A 14719-nucleotide genomic window follows, 5' to 3' on the forward strand; every position below is an offset into this window, starting at 1 on the left:
TTCCCTCCTTACTTCAAAAATTCAATTATACAGTTTCAAAGAACTCAAGCGTTTTGCTGTCTTTTGTCAGCGTTACAAACGCTTTTTTCCATTCGCTAGTATATCCGGAATAACGTCCGTACCGTTTTGGCTTAGCTGGAACACGAAGCGTGTTCACGTTTTTCACTTTTACATTGAAAATAGCTTCTACGGCTTTCTTGATCTCGGTTTTGTTTGCACGGATGTCGACTTCAAATACATATTTCAAGTCATTCATCATGTCAGCTGTACGTTCCGTAATAATCGGACGTTTTACAATATCACGAGGATCTTTCATTACGCGAGCACCTCCTCTACCTTCTGAACTGCTTCTTTCGTAATGATCAGTTTGTCGTGCGAAAGCACGTCAAGAACATTAATGCCGTCAGCAGCTACGAATTTCACGCCTGGAATATTCCGTGCGGAAAGAGCTACATTATCATCATAGCTAGGAGCTACGATCAAAGCTTTACGTCCCACTTTGAGGTTACTCAAGATGGCTGCAAATTCTTTAGTTTTAGGTGAGCTCAACGTGAGAGCGTCCAAAACGATAATGTCATTGTCAAGCACTTTAGATGAAAGGGCTGATTTGATCGCCAAGCGGCGAACTTTCTTAGGCAGTTTATACGCATAGCTCCGTGGTGTCGGACCAAATACGATACCGCCGCCTTTCCATTGTGGTGAACGAATCGAACCTTGACGAGCGCGACCTGTACCTTTTTGTTTCCAAGGTTTACGTCCACCGCCACGTACTTCAGAACGTCCTTTTACTTTGTGGGTACCTTGACGAAGGGAAGCGCGTTGCATAAGAACTGCATCGTACAGAACGTGTTGGTTCGGCTCAATTCCGAAAACCGCATCGTTCAATTCAACTTCGCCTACTTGGCTACCATCTACATTGTAAACTGATACTTTTGGCATTTTGTGTTCCTCCTTTCTTCAGTGGTTATTTTTTCACCGTTTGTTTAACTCTAATGAGACTGTTTTTCGGTCCAGGAATGGAACCTTTCACGAGCAACACGTTACGCTCAGCGTCTACTTTAACTACTTCAAGACGTTGAATTGTAACTGTATCATGTCCCATGTGTCCTGGCAGGCGTTTGCCTTTAGGAACTCGGTTAGCTTGGATCGAACCCATTGAACCAGGGCCACGGTGGTAACGCGAACCGTGTGACATAGGTCCAGTGCTTTGTCCCCAACGTTTGATAACGCCGGCAAAACCTTTACCTTTAGAAATACCCGTTACGTCAACGAATTCGCCTTCAGCGAAAATGTCAGCTTTCAGTTCTTGGCCAACTTCATATTCTGCGATGTTGATACCGCGAACTTCACGAACGTAGCGCTTAGGGGCAGTGTTCGCTTTTTTAGCGTGACCTGCTTCTGGCTTGTTAGCATTTTTCTCTTTCTTATCGGAGTAACCGATTTGAATTGCTTCGTAGCCATCGTTCTCAATGTCTTTCTTTTGCAAAACAACACAAGGGCCCGCTTCGATAACCGTTACTGGAACAACGTTACCTTCAGGAGTAAATACTTGAGTCATTCCGAGTTTTTTTCCTAAGATTGCTTTCATGTTGACACCTCTTTTCCTTTATACATGGTCTTTGTTGTAGCTTGTATTACAATTTAATTTCGATATCTACACCGGACGGCAGATCCAAGCGCATCAAGGCATCCACAGTTTGTGGAGTCGGGTTAACGATGTCGATCAAACGCTTATGTGTGCGTTGTTCGAATTGTTCCCGAGAATCCTTGTACTTGTGCACCGCACGAAGAATAGTAATGATTTGTTTTTCAGTAGGAAGCGGAATCGGACCGGATACACCTGCACCCGAACGTTTTGCTGTTTCAACAATTTTCTCCGCGGATTGATCAAGAATTCTGTGGTCGTAAGCTTTCAAACGAATACGAATTTTTTGCTTTGCCATTTTAGTCCCTCCTTCTATCGCCCAATTTTTTATCGGACATACTCCGTGAAAATTTTCTAGCCACTGTCCCATGGCAAAGGGGCCGGGTGTGCCAGTAACCTCTCACATCATCGCAACGTCACAGAACAACATTCATTATTATATAGAAAAGATGGGCTTATTGCAAGCATATTTAAGAAAAACATTTAAACTAATCTTTTCTGATGAAATGACTTCGTTTATTGCAGTGTTATCTTCAATATCCAGGCTGCCTTACCGATCCTTCTATTCTTGTAAATGATGTTCATTTCGTATGACGCAGGTTCCGAAACTTTACACATAATAAAAGAGTTCTTTATCCGATGTCGGATAAAGAACTCTTCCGAAGCTTCGTTACAGTACAATGTTACTCGTTTCCAGTACACTGTTGCATATGCTTTATTCAGCGTTAAGCCGAATTATTTTTGGATCGATGCTACGGAACCGGCACCTACTGTACGTCCGCCTTCACGAATGGAGAACTTAGTTCCTTCTTCAATCGCGATTGGGGAGATCAGAGAAACAGTAACAGTGATGTTATCACCAGGCATTACCATTTCAGTACCTTCAGGCAAGTTGATGATGCCTGTTACGTCAGTTGTACGGAAGTAGAACTGTGGACGGTATCCTGTGAAGAAAGGCTTATGACGGCCACCCTCTTCTTTAGTCAAAACGTAGATTTGTGCAGTGAATTCTGTGTGTGGCTTAACAGAACCTGGTTTCGCAAGTACTTGACCACGCTCGATTTGAGTACGGTCAACACCACGCAACAATGCACCGATGTTGTCGCCCGCTTGAGCGGAATCCAACAATTTACGGAACATTTCTACGCCCGTAACTACGGATTTTTTAGTTTCTTCAGTAATACCAACGATTTCGATCTCTTCGCCGACTTTAACAGTACCACGCTCTACACGGCCAGTAGCAACAGTACCACGACCAGTGATGGAGAATACGTCCTCGACAGGCATCAAGAAAGGCTTGTCAGTTTGACGCTCAGGCAATGGGATGTAAGTGTCGATCTCTTTGAACATCTCAACGATTTTTTGAGCCCACTCACCATCAGGGTTTTGCAGAGCTTCACGAGCGGATCCACGAGTGATTGGAGTATCATCACCTGGGAACTCATATTCGTTAAGAAGGTCGCGAACTTCCATCTCAACCAATTCCAACAACTCTTCGTCTTCAACCATGTCGCATTTGTTCAAGAATACAACGATGTAAGGTACGCCTACTTGACGGGAGAGCAAGATATGCTCACGAGTTTGTGGCATTGGACCATCAGCTGCGGATACTACCAAGATAGCTCCGTCCATTTGTGCCGCGCCAGTGATCATGTTTTTAACATAGTCGGCGTGACCCGGGCAGTCTACGTGAGCGTAGTGACGAGTGTCAGTTTCGTACTCAACGTGTGATGTGGAGATTGTGATACCGCGCTCGCGCTCTTCTGGAGCTTTATCGATTTGATCGAATGCAATTGCTGCACCACCGTAAGTTTTGGACAATACAGTTGTGATTGCAGCAGTCAGTGTTGTTTTACCGTGATCGACGTGACCGATCGTACCGATGTTAACGTGGGGTTTATTACGTTCGTATTTAGCCTTTGCCATTTGAACGTGGCCTCCTTAAAATTATAATTTTATGTTTTCACTGAATGAAGTGCTCCGAAATGAATTCTTATGCACTTACATCCAGTGTGAGAAAACTACTCGGTGCCTTTTGTTTTAGCAACGATTTCTTCAGCAATGCTCTTAGGAACTTCTTCATAGTGAGAGAGTTCCATGGAGAATACGCCGCGTCCTTGAGTACCGGAACGAAGAGTCGTAGAGTAACCAAACATTTCAGACAAAGGTACCTTAGCACGGATGATTTGAGCTCCACTACGGGAATCCATACCTTCGATGCGGCCACGACGGGAGTTCAACATACCCATTACGTCACCCATGTACTCTTCTGGAACTGTTACTTCTACTTTCATGATAGGCTCAAGCAGAACTGGTTTACACTTGTCTTTAGCCGCTTTAAGCGCCATAGATCCGGCAATTTTAAATGCCATCTCATTGGAATCGACATCATGGTAAGATCCGTCTACAATTGTAGCCTTAACGTCTACAAGCGGGAAGCCTGCAATAACGCCATTTTTCATTTGCTCTTCAATCCCTGACAGTGCAGGTTGAATGTATTCTCTTGGAACCGAACCACCGACAACCTTACTTTCGAACTGGCTGCCTGTACCCGGCTCGAGAGGTTCGAATTCAACCCATACGTGACCGTATTGACCACGACCACCGGATTGACGTACGAATTTACCTTCAACGCGCGCTGGAGCACGGAATGTTTCACGGTAAGCTACTTGTGGTTTACCCACAGTAGTTTCAACCTTGAACTCACGACGCATACGGTCGATGATGATATCAAGGTGAAGCTCACCCATACCTGCCAAGATCGTTTGGCCTGTTTCTTCGTCAGTATGAGCACGAAGAGTAGGATCCTCTTCAGTCAACTTACCGAGAGCAACACCCAGTTTATCCTGGTCAGCTTTGGTTTTAGGTTCAACAGCGATTTCGATAACCGGATCAGGGAAGTTCATTGACTCCAAGATAACCGGATATTTCTCATCACATAGTGTATCACCTGTACCCGTATCTTTCAAACCTACGGCAGCTGCAATATCACCGGAGTAAACTACAGTGATTTCTTGACGACTGTTCGCATGCATTTGAAGGATACGACCGATACGCTCACGCTTGTTTTTAGTGGCATTCAATACATATGATCCGGATTGAAGAACACCGGAGTATACGCGGAAGAATGTCAATTTACCAACGTAAGGGTCTGTCATAATTTTGAATGCCAATGCAGAGAATGGCTCTTCATCGGATGACTTACGAATTGCTTCAGTTCCATCTTCAAGATGTCCCGTGATCGAAGCAACATCTGTTGGAGCTGGCAAGTAGTCGATAACAGCATCCAACATCAGTTGAACACCTTTGTTACGGTATGAGGATCCACAGATAACTGGGAAAATCTTAACATCTACAACACCTTTACGGAGTACGGTTTTGATCTCATCAATTGTGATCTCTTCGCCTTCCAGGTATTTCATTGTCAAATCTTCGTCCAGTTCAGCAACACGCTCAATCAGCTCGTTGCGAAGTTCTTCAACTTGATCTGCAAATTCCGCAGGAATTTCGACTTCTTCGATATCTTGTCCCAGGTCATCTTTGTACATATGAGCCTTTTGAGCAACGATATCGATGATGCCTTTGAAATCATTTTCAGCGCCGATTGGAAGTTGAATCGCAACAGCGTTCGCTTGAAGGCGATCACGCATGTCAGATACAACGTTCAGGAAGTCAGCACCGATGATATCCATTTTGTTTACATATGCGATACGAGGTACGCCGTACTTGTCAGCCTGTCTCCATACGGTTTCGGACTGAGGCTCAACGCCTTCTTTCGCACTGAATACACCAACTGCTCCGTCCAATACACGAAGGGAACGTTCAACTTCAACAGTGAAGTCAACGTGTCCCGGGGTATCAATAATATTAACGCGGTGGCCCTTCCAAGCAGCGGTAGTAGCAGCGGAAGTAATCGTAATTCCGCGCTCCTGCTCTTGTTCCATCCAGTCCATTGTCGCAGCGCCTTCGTGAACTTCACCGATTTTGTGCGTACGTCCTGTGTAGAACAAGATCCGCTCAGTTGTAGTGGTTTTACCCGCATCAATATGAGCCATGATCCCGATATTACGTGTATTTTTCAAGGAGAACTCTCTAGCCATGAAATGGGTCTCCCTTCAAAATTGAAGTTTTTTTATTGTGAACTGAATCCTACCAACGGTAGTGAGCAAACGCTTTGTTCGCTTCAGCCATTTTGTGCGTATCTTCACGTTTTTTAACGGAAGCGCCTGTGTTGTTGGAAGCGTCGATGATCTCAGCCGCCAAACGCTCTTCCATTGTTTTCTCACCGCGGTTGCGGGAGTAGTTCACGAGCCAACGTAATCCCAGAGCAGTACGTCTCTCTGGTTTCACCTCGATTGGTACTTGGTAGTTGGCACCGCCGACACGGCGAGCTTTAACTTCCAGGACTGGCATGATGTTCTTGATTGCTGCTTCAAATACTTCCATAGGGTCATTACCCGTACGTTCTTGAATCAACTTGAACGCATTATACAGAATGCTTTGAGCAACACCGCGTTTTCCGCCGATCATGATGCGGTTGATTAAACGAGTAACCAACTTGCTGTTATACAACGGATCAGGCAGAACGTCTCTTTTCGTAACTGGACCTTTGCGTGGCATGGATATCCCCCTTTCTTTCTTGTTCAGCAGATCCTGTACCTTCCAGACTTAGACCAGAAGGCTTTCAGGCTAACTGCTTATAATAGTTTAGGCTTTTTTAGCTTTTGGACGTTTAGCACCGTATTTCGAACGAGCTTGCATACGGTTGTTCACGCCTGCAGTATCGAGAGCTCCACGAACGATGTGATAACGAACTCCTGCAAGGTCTTTAACTTTACCTCCGCGGATCAATACCACACTGTGTTCTTGAAGGTTATGTCCGATTCCCGGGATATAAGCAGTAACCTCGAGACGGTTCGTCAAACGAACACGGGCATACTTACGAAGTGCAGAGTTTGGTTTACGTGGAGTCATTGTACCTACACGAGTGCAGACACCACGTTTTTGTGGGGCACTGATGTTAGTAGATTCACGTTTCAAAGCGTTGAATCCTTTTTGCAAAGCTGGAGATTTTGACTTCTCAACTTTTGCTTGACGTCCTTTACGAACCAGTTGATTAATAGTTGGCATGTGATTGCCACCCCCTTCCTCAAATATTCATGTTTCTTTATAAACCTCTTTCGCTAAGTCCACAGACCCAGGCGGTTCATAAAAAGACAAATGAAAAGTTTTTGCCTTGGAGAATCCTTAAAAGTTCTCGGACAAAAACGTTCCTTACTCTATGATTTTACGACAGCAGCCATAGCTGCTCCTACTCCAATCCCGCAAGCCTTGCCGAGATTTTTCATTGTATCCACTTTCGTGCATTTCACATTGTGTTGTTCACACAAAGCAATGATTTTGGAAGTAAGCTGCGGATCACTATCTTCTGCGACATAGACTTCAGAAGCCATACCTGTCTGCACCATCCGCATGGTCTGTTTGGAACCAATTTTGACATGAGCATCTTGCAAGGCTTTTTCATTAGACATTGTGCATTCCTCCGAATAGAACCAAGTACAATCAGCTGCCCACGCACCTTTGATATATTAGCATCTAGCGCAAGCATTGTCAATGCTAATCCTAAAACATTTTTTAAAAAGTTTACGTACATCAGGATCCGTCCGTCTGTATCATACAAACGTCCGTCTCCTGAGGCACAAAACTTTCAATCCCCTCTAAATAAGGAGCAATCTATTTAATCAACCGAAACTGGCTCAAGTTCTTCTACTGAAGATTGGCCATCTTCTGGCTCAGCAAATTTGATGCTGCGGTAACGGTGCATACCTGTACCAGCAGGAATCAATTTACCGATGATTACATTTTCCTTCAGACCGAGCAACTGATCGACTTTACCTTTGATCGCTGCATCTGTCAATACACGTGTAGTTTCTTGGAACGAAGCCGCCGAGAGGAAGGAGTCTGTTTCCAGGGATGCTTTCGTAATACCGAGCAGGATTGGTTTTGCAACCGCCGGCTCTTTATCACTAAGAATCGCAATTTTGTTAGCTCTTTCGTACTCATGCATATCCACGAACGATCCTGGCAACAACGTTGTATCTCCTGCATCTACGATACGGATTTTACGCAGCATTTGACGGATCATAACTTCAACGTGCTTATCGTTAATTTCTACGCCTTGGTTACGATATACGCGTTGTACTTCCTGCAGAATGTAGTTTTGTACACCACGTATGCCTTTAATCCGCAGCATTTCTTTTGGATCAATGGAACCGTCTGTCAACTCGTCACCCGCTTCAACTTCCGCGCCTTCGCTTACGCGCACACGGGAACCGTAGGTAACGGCGTATACTTTGGATTCCGCTTCACCTTGAATTTCGATTTCACGACGATCTTTCGCTTCGCGAATCTCTTTAACCACACCATCGATTTCACTGATCGTTGCTTGACCCTTAGGATTACGAGCTTCAAACAACTCCTGGATACGTGGCAAACCTTGCGTAATATCGTCTCCGGCTACACCACCGGTGTGGAATGTACGCATTGTAAGCTGTGTTCCTGGCTCACCAATGGACTGTGCTGCGATAATACCAACCGCTTCACCAATCTCCACGTGTTTACCAGTCGCCAGGTTGCGACCGTAGCACTTCTTGCAGACACCATGACTAGCACGGCAGCTGAGTACGGAGCGGATTTGCAATTTGGTGATGCCTGCTTCGATGATCGCTTCTGCTTTGTCGGAGTCAATCAATTCATTGCGACCTACAATGATTTCTTTCGTTTCCGGATGACGAAGAGTCTCGAAACAGTATCTGCCTTCAATACGGTCATAGAGATCTTCAATAACCTCTTTACCATCTTGGATACGACTTACCGTAAATCCTTTATCTGTACCACAATCATCATCACGCACGATAACGTCTTGGGCTACGTCTACGAGACGACGAGTCAGGTAACCTGAATCGGCTGTACGCAGGGCTGTATCCGCCAAACCTTTACGCGCTCCGTGAGTGGAGATAAAGTACTCGAGTACTGTCAGACCTTCACGGAAGTTCGATTTGATTGGGAGTTCGATAATTCGACCGGATGGGTTGGCCATCAGACCACGCATACCGCCCAATTGGGTGATTTGCGATTTGTTACCCCGTGCTTTGGAGTCTACCATCATCATGATCGAGTTGTATCGATCCATGGACTTCATCAGAATCTCAGTGATGTCATCTTTGGATTTCGACCAGATATCAATGATACGGTCATAGCGCTCTTCATTCGTAATCAGACCACGACGGTACTGATTCGTAACGATTTGTGCTTTTTCCTCAGACTGTCTAAGAATTTCAAACTTCTCAGGCGGAACGATAACATCAGATACCGCAACCGTAATACCGGCACGAGTAGAGTATGTGAATCCAAGTTGTTTGATTTTATCCAAAATAACGGCTGTTTCCGTTGTGTGATAGATTTCAAAACAACGTGCAATGATGGAGCCGAGGTATTCTTTACCAACACCGCCAGCCAGAGGAGCATTCATAATAGCTTCTCTAAGATCAGCACCTTTTTCATATACAAATGAGTGATCTGCAGTACCTTGGTATAGGTTCGAACGAGTCGCATCATTGATATACGGGAAGCTTGCCGGGAAAATTTCATTAAAGATAATTTTACCAACAGTTGTCAGCAACATTCCTTCTTGCTGTTCTTCCGTGAAGCTTGTTTTACCAAGCGCCTTAACCGGAATAGCAACACGCGCATGCAGACCAGCAGTACCACGTTGGTATGCTGATACAGCTTCGTTAACTGTACGCAGGATCATACCTGTGCCCTTTTCTTCCTTGTTGTCCATAGTGAGGTAGTAAGAACCAAGCACCATATCTTGGGAAGGAGTAACAACCGGTTTACCGTCTTTCGGGTTCAAAATGTTACCTGATGCGAGCATCAGGATACGTGCTTCCGCTTGAGCTTCAGCGGACAACGGAACGTGCACAGCCATTTGGTCACCGTCAAAATCGGCATTGTATGCCGTACATACGAGCGGGTGAAGACGAATTGCTTTACCTTCAACGAGAATCGGTTCAAATGCTTGAATACCGAGTCTATGAAGCGTAGGGGCACGGTTCAACAGAACCGGATGCTCCTTGATTACTTCTTCAAGAACATCCCATACTTCAGGACTTACACGCTCAACTTTACGTTTCGCGCTCTTGATGTTGTGGGCAAGCCCTTTATTTACAAGCTCTTTCATAACGAAAGGCTTGAACAATTCAAGTGCCATATCTTTTGGCAGACCACACTGATACATTTTCAGGTAAGGTCCGACAACGATAACGGAACGACCAGAATAGTCAACCCGTTTACCGAGCAAGTTCTGACGGAAACGTCCTTGTTTACCTTTCAGCATGTGGCTGAGGGATTTCAAAGGACGGTTACCAGGACCCGTTACCGGGCGTCCGCGACGGCCATTATCGATCAATGCGTCAACAGCTTCCTGTAACATCCGTTTTTCATTTTGCACGATAATATCTGGCGCGCCCAGATCAAGCAGACGTTTCAGACGGTTGTTCCGGTTAATCACACGGCGATACAGGTCATTCAGGTCAGACGTTGCAAAACGTCCACCATCCAGTTGTACCATTGGGCGAAGTTCCGGCGGGATAACTGGAAGTACATCCATGATCATCCACTCTGGCTTGTTGCCTGAGTTGCGGAAAGCTTCGATAACTTCCAGACGTTTGATCGCACGATTACGACGTTGTCCTTGTGCAGTGCGGAGCTCTTCCTTCAGGAATTCAAGCTCTTTATCTACATCAAGGTCTTGAAGCAGTTTTTTAACCGCTTCTGCGCCCATGCCAGCTTGGAAACCATATCCGTATTTTTCACGGTAGCTGCGATATTCTTTCTCGGACAACAGTTGTTTTTTCTCCAGTGGAGTTTCTCCTGGATCAGTTACAACATATGATGCAAAATAAATAATCTCTTCGAGTGATCTTGGAGACATATCCAGCGCAAGACCCATACGGCTCGGAATACCTTTGAAGTACCAGATATGCGATACCGGAGCAGCGAGCTCAATATGGCCCATCCGTTCGCGGCGTACTTTCGCACGTGTTACTTCAACGCCACAACGATCACAGACAACGCCTTTATAACGGACGCGTTTGTATTTACCGCAATGACATTCCCAGTCTTTTGTAGGGCCAAAAATCTTTTCGCAGAACAGCCCTTCTTTTTCCGGTTTCAACGTACGATAGTTGATCGTTTCCGGTTTTTTCACTTCTCCGCGGGACCAAGAACGAATTTTCTCTGGGGAAGCAAGCCCGATCTTCATGTATTCGAAATTGTTGACGTCCAACAAGGAGCAACCCTCCTTAACCAATTCCTGTATTCTAGGTTACGCCCTCTCCGGCCGAAGCCGGAGCAAGACGCGAGCCTGATGAAAAACGCCGGTCATCATGCGCTCGAAGCGGTTTATTCCGCTCCGACCTCTGTACCCTCAAGGTTGAGGCTGAGCTTATCGCTCGCAGCGTCATCTTCATCGTCCATTTCTCTCATTTCAATCTCTTGCTCATCTTCACTCAAAATCTTAACGTCCATACCCAAGCTTTGAAGCTCTTTGATCAATACTTTGAATGACTCAGGAACGCCTGGTTCCGGGACATTCTCGCCTTTGACGATGGATTCATACGTTTTAACCCGACCAACAACATCATCGGATTTAACAGTCAAGATTTCTTGCAGTGTATAAGCAGCACCGTATGCCTCAAGCGCCCATACTTCCATCTCCCCGAAACGCTGTCCACCGAATTGGGCTTTACCACCCAATGGTTGTTGCGTAACAAGTGAGTAAGGACCTGTGGAACGGGCATGGATTTTATCATCAACCATGTGTGCCAGTTTGATCATGTGCATGACACCTACGGTAACTTCACGTTCAAACTCTTCACCTGTACGACCATCATACAGGACGGTCTTACCATTACGTTGCATTCCTGCTTCTTCCATCGTATCGAAGACGTCATACTCCTTCGCTCCGTCGAATACAGGTGTTGCTACGTGAATACCCAGTTGCATCGCCGCCATACCCAAGTGAACCTCGAGTACTTGACCGATATTCATCCGGGAAGGTACGCCCAGTGGGTTAAGAACGATCTGAACCGGTGTACCGTCTGGCAGGAAAGGCATATCTTCTTCCGGCAAGATGCGGGCCACGACCCCTTTGTTACCGTGACGTCCGGCCATTTTATCACCCTCGGAAATTTTCCGTTTTTGAGCGATATATACACGAACGAGTTGGTTAACACCTGGAGGCAGCTCATCACCGTTTTCACGGGTAAATACTTTCACGTCTACTACGATACCATCAGTACCATGTGGTACACGCAAGGAAGTATCTCGTACTTCACGTGCTTTCTCACCGAAGATCGCATGCAGGAGACGTTCTTCTGCAGTCAGCTCTGTTACACCCTTAGGTGTGACTTTACCAACCAGAATGTCGCCAGCGCTAATCTCAGCACCGATGCGGATAATACCGCGCTCATCCAAGTTACGCAACGCTTCTTCCCCAACGTTAGGGATGTCACGTGTGATCTCTTCAGGTCCTAGCTTGGTATCACGTGCTTCCGACTCATACTCCTCGATATGGATGGATGTGTATACATCTTCCTTAACGAGTTTTTCACTGAGCAAGATCGCATCCTCGTAGTTGTAACCTTCCCAAGTCATGAAGGCAACAACGACGTTACGTCCCAGAGCCAATTCACCCATTTCCGTTGAAGGACCATCAGCGAGGATATCGCCAGCTTTGACAGCGGCACCTCTTTTGACAATCGGACGCTGGTTAATGCATGTTCCTTGGTTCGAACGCATAAATTTGTGTAATTTATATTTAACGATATCGCCTTTAACTTCCTGACCGTCCACTTCTTCAACACGACGGACCCAAATCTCATTCGCAGAAGAACGTTCGATAATTCCGTCATAATCGGAGACAATACATACACCAGAATCTTTTGCAGCTTTGTGCTCCATACCTGTTCCCACAAGTGGTGCTTTAGGAATCAAGAGTGGAACCGCCTGCCGCTGCATGTTTGATCCCATGAGTGCACGGTTGGAGTCATCGTTCTCAAGGAACGGGATCAGCGCTGTAGCAACGGAAACAACCTGTTTAGGAGATACGTCCATGTAGTCAACTCGCTCACTCGGCATCGTAAGGATGTTATCCGACTGTTTGTTGTAACGTACAATGATCGCTTCTTCTTCAAATGTACCGTCTTCGTTCAACTTCGCATTCGCTTGTGCGATGACATAGTTGTCCTCTTCGTCCGCTGTCAGGTAATCAATTTGCTCAGTTACAATACCTGTCTTCGGATCAACCCAACGATATGGAGCTTCAATGAAGCCATATTCATTTACACGTGCGAATGTAGACAAGGAGTTGATCAAACCGATGTTTGGTCCCTCTGGAGTCTCGATTGGACACATCCGGCCATAGTGGGATGGATGGACGTCACGCACTTCCATGCCTGCACGCTCACGCGTCAAACCACCGGGTCCGAGTGCGGACAAACGACGTTTATGAGTCAACTCACCCAGTGGGTTCGTTTGATCCATAAACTGTGACAATTGGGAGCTACCAAAGAACTCTTTAATCGATGCAATAACAGGACGGATGTTGATCAATGCCTGTGGTGTAATTACGTTAGCATCCTGAATGGACATTCTCTCACGAACCACACGCTCCATACGGGACAAACCGATACGGAACTGGTTCTGCAAGAGTTCACCCACCGAACGCAAACGACGGTTACCCAGATGGTCAATATCATCCGTGCTACCAATTCCTTGCAGAAGGTTAAGGAAATAACTGATGGACGAAATGATATCCGCCGGCGTCACGTTTTTAACGGACTTGTCAATGATTCCATTGGCAATCAGTTTGACTACTTTACCATCTTCTGTTGGTGAAAATACATCGATCGTTTGCATAGGAACATCATTAGCATCCAGAACACCGTTACCCACGTGATACGTGCGGAAACCAACGCTCTTCTCAAGATACGGCATGATTTCATCCAACAAGCGACGATCCACCATTTGACCTGCTTCAGCAATAATCTCGCCTGTTTCAGCGTCAACAAGTGACTCAGCCAAACGCTGGTTGAACAAACGGTTTTTGATGTGAAGCTTTTTGTTCATTTTGTAACGACCTACATTAGCCAGGTCATAACGTTTTGGATCAAAGAAACGCGCTACGAGCAAGCTTTTCGCATTATCAAGCGTTGGCGGCTCGCCCGGACGAAGACGCTCATAGATTTCAATGAGTGCTTTCTCCGTGGAATCCGTGTTGTCTTTGTCCAGTGTGTTGCGGATATATTCGTCATTACCGAGCAGATCCAGAATCTCAGCATCTGTGCCAAAACCAAGTGAACGCAGGAGAACCGTAACCGGTATTTTACGTGTACGGTCGATCCGGACATAAACAACATCCTTCGCGTCCATCTCCAGTTCCAACCAAGCGCCGCGGTTAGGAATAACTGTAGCGGTATACGTTTTTTTGGCGTTTTTATCTACTTTGGTACTGAAGTAAACGCTAGGAGAGCGAACCAACTGGCTGACAATTACCCGTTCCGCACCATTAATAATAAATGTGCCCGTGTTGGTCATCAGCGGGAAATCTCCCATGAATACTTCCTGCTCTTTGACTTCGCCGGTTTCCTTATTAATGAGCCGGACTTTGACCCGAAGCGGTGCTGCATAAGTAACGTCACGCTCTTTCGCGTCGTCTACTGTGTACTTCGGTTCACCGAGACTGTAATCGATAAATTCCAAAATCAAGTTACCTGTAAAATCCTGGATCGGCGAGATATCCTGGAACATTTCGCGCAACCCTTCCTCCAAAAACCAATCGTAGGATTTTTGTTGGATTTCAATCAGGTTCGGAACTTCGAGTATCTCGTTAATTCGTGCATAACTGCGCCGAGTGCGTCGACCATATTGAACAAGATGTCCTGCCAACTTAAACTCACCCCTCAATGTCTACTCACTTTAAAAATTTCGTTGCGAACCTCTGTTTGTAAC

Annotated in this window: 11 protein-coding genes; all 11 read right to left on the bottom strand. The window is 45.8% G+C overall.

The annotated features are described in order from the left end of the window. Positions 1–25 precede the first annotated feature (25 nt). Positions 26–316 (bottom strand): 50S ribosomal protein L23, encoded by a 291-nt coding sequence (gene rplW, locus MHI06_RS26185; RefSeq protein ID WP_017692077.1) that lies wholly within the window; start codon positions 314–316, stop codon positions 26–28. Then, positions 316–939, bottom strand: coding sequence for a 50S ribosomal protein L4 (gene rplD / locus MHI06_RS26190; RefSeq protein WP_169483045.1), 624 nt, complete (start codon positions 937–939; stop codon positions 316–318). Before rplD ends, rplW begins: the two co-directional genes overlap by 1 nt. Positions 940–964: 25 nt before the next feature. Then, a complete protein-coding gene (rplC, locus tag MHI06_RS26195; protein WP_169483044.1) occupies positions 965–1588 on the bottom strand; it encodes a 50S ribosomal protein L3 in 624 nt (207 codons plus the stop codon). Positions 1589–1634: 46 nt separating this feature from the next. Next, entirely contained in the window at positions 1635–1943 is a 309-nt protein-coding gene (gene rpsJ / locus MHI06_RS26200) for a 30S ribosomal protein S10 (RefSeq protein WP_017692074.1), read from the bottom strand. A gap of 437 nt (positions 1944–2380) precedes the next feature. Further along, positions 2381–3571: an elongation factor Tu gene (gene tuf, locus MHI06_RS26205; RefSeq protein ID WP_024633588.1), complete on the bottom strand. Its 1191-nt coding sequence runs from the start codon at positions 3569–3571 to the stop codon at positions 2381–2383. 95 nt (positions 3572–3666) lie between these two features. Then, complete coding sequence (gene fusA, locus MHI06_RS26210) at positions 3667–5745, bottom strand: elongation factor G (protein ID WP_169483043.1); 2079 nt, start codon at positions 5743–5745, stop codon at positions 3667–3669. 49 nt (positions 5746–5794) lie between these two features. Beyond that, complete coding sequence (gene rpsG / locus MHI06_RS26215; protein WP_017692071.1) at positions 5795–6265, bottom strand: 30S ribosomal protein S7; 471 nt, start codon at positions 6263–6265, stop codon at positions 5795–5797. Positions 6266–6352: 87 nt separating this feature from the next. Then, positions 6353–6775 (bottom strand): 30S ribosomal protein S12, encoded by a 423-nt coding sequence (rpsL, locus tag MHI06_RS26220; protein ID WP_017692070.1) that lies wholly within the window; start codon positions 6773–6775, stop codon positions 6353–6355. 149 nt (positions 6776–6924) lie between these two features. Further along, on the bottom strand, positions 6925–7176 hold the full coding sequence (locus tag MHI06_RS26225; protein ID WP_169483042.1) for a ribosomal L7Ae/L30e/S12e/Gadd45 family protein: 252 nt from the start codon (positions 7174–7176) through the stop codon (positions 6925–6927). Positions 7177–7382: 206 nt separating this feature from the next. Then, a complete protein-coding gene (rpoC, locus tag MHI06_RS26230; protein ID WP_169483041.1) occupies positions 7383–10997 on the bottom strand; it encodes a DNA-directed RNA polymerase subunit beta' in 3615 nt (1204 codons plus the stop codon). 113 nt (positions 10998–11110) lie between these two features. Next, a complete protein-coding gene (gene rpoB / locus MHI06_RS26235; protein WP_074096567.1) occupies positions 11111–14656 on the bottom strand; it encodes a DNA-directed RNA polymerase subunit beta in 3546 nt (1181 codons plus the stop codon). Positions 14657–14719 lie beyond the last annotated feature (63 nt).

This window comes from Paenibacillus sp. FSL H8-0079, assembly GCF_037991315.1.
In the GTDB taxonomy this organism is placed as follows: Bacteria; Bacillota; Bacilli; order Paenibacillales; family Paenibacillaceae; genus Paenibacillus.

Coding starts and splice junctions, on each gene's coding strand:
- rplW (WP_017692077.1), bottom strand. CDS start 316: ATGAAAGATCCTCGTGATATTGTAAAACGTCCGATTATTACGGAACGT.
- rplD (WP_169483045.1), bottom strand. CDS start 939: ATGCCAAAAGTATCAGTTTACAATGTAGATGGTAGCCAAGTAGGCGAA.
- rplC (WP_169483044.1), bottom strand. CDS start 1,588: ATGAAAGCAATCTTAGGAAAAAAACTCGGAATGACTCAAGTATTTACT.
- rpsJ (WP_017692074.1), bottom strand. CDS start 1,943: ATGGCAAAGCAAAAAATTCGTATTCGTTTGAAAGCTTACGACCACAGA.
- tuf (WP_024633588.1), bottom strand. CDS start 3,571: ATGGCAAAGGCTAAATACGAACGTAATAAACCCCACGTTAACATCGGT.
- fusA (WP_169483043.1), bottom strand. CDS start 5,745: ATGGCTAGAGAGTTCTCCTTGAAAAATACACGTAATATCGGGATCATG.
- rpsG (WP_017692071.1), bottom strand. CDS start 6,265: ATGCCACGCAAAGGTCCAGTTACGAAAAGAGACGTTCTGCCTGATCCG.
- rpsL (WP_017692070.1), bottom strand. CDS start 6,775: ATGCCAACTATTAATCAACTGGTTCGTAAAGGACGTCAAGCAAAAGTT.
- MHI06_RS26225 (WP_169483042.1), bottom strand. CDS start 7,176: ATGTCTAATGAAAAAGCCTTGCAAGATGCTCATGTCAAAATTGGTTCC.